The sequence below is a fragment of the Xanthomonas sp. SHU 308 genome (assembly GCF_000364645.1).
Classification (GTDB): domain Bacteria; phylum Pseudomonadota; class Gammaproteobacteria; order Xanthomonadales; family Xanthomonadaceae; genus Xanthomonas_A; species Xanthomonas_A sontii.
Genome location: NZ_AQOK01000725.1, coordinates 1 through 378, shown reverse-complemented (window position 1 = coordinate 378; position 378 = coordinate 1). Strand labels below are relative to the sequence as shown.

Sequence of the window (378 nt, the reverse complement as noted above, 5' to 3'; positions counted from 1 at the left end):
GCGGCCGCGCTGCTCGGTGCCGCGGTGCTGTCCCTGGTCTGGCGGCATGCCGTCGAACCGGTGCCGACCGCCTATGCCAGCGTCACCGGCCAGCTGCGCCCGGTGGCCCTGGCCGACGGCTCGCAGGCCACGCTGAGCAGCGACAGCCGCATCGCGGTGGCGCTGTCGCGCGCGCAGCGGCGCATCGACCTGCAGCGCGGCGAGGCGTTCTTCGCGGTGAGCAAGGACCCGGGCCGGCCCTTCGTGGTCGACAGCGGCGCGCGCCGGGTGGTGGCGGTGGGCACGCGCTTCGCGGTGCGCCGCGAGGCCGATGCGCTGCGCGTGGTGGTCACCGAAGGCACGGTGCGGCTGGAATCGGCGGGCGCGCCGCAGGCGCCA

1 protein-coding gene is annotated in these 378 nt (G+C 77.0%); it reads left to right on the top strand.

Features of this window, described 5'->3' with window-relative positions:
- Positions 1-378 (top strand): FecR domain-containing protein (locus tag D588_RS25530; protein WP_017917184.1); only part of this gene is annotated, 378 nt, incomplete at both ends.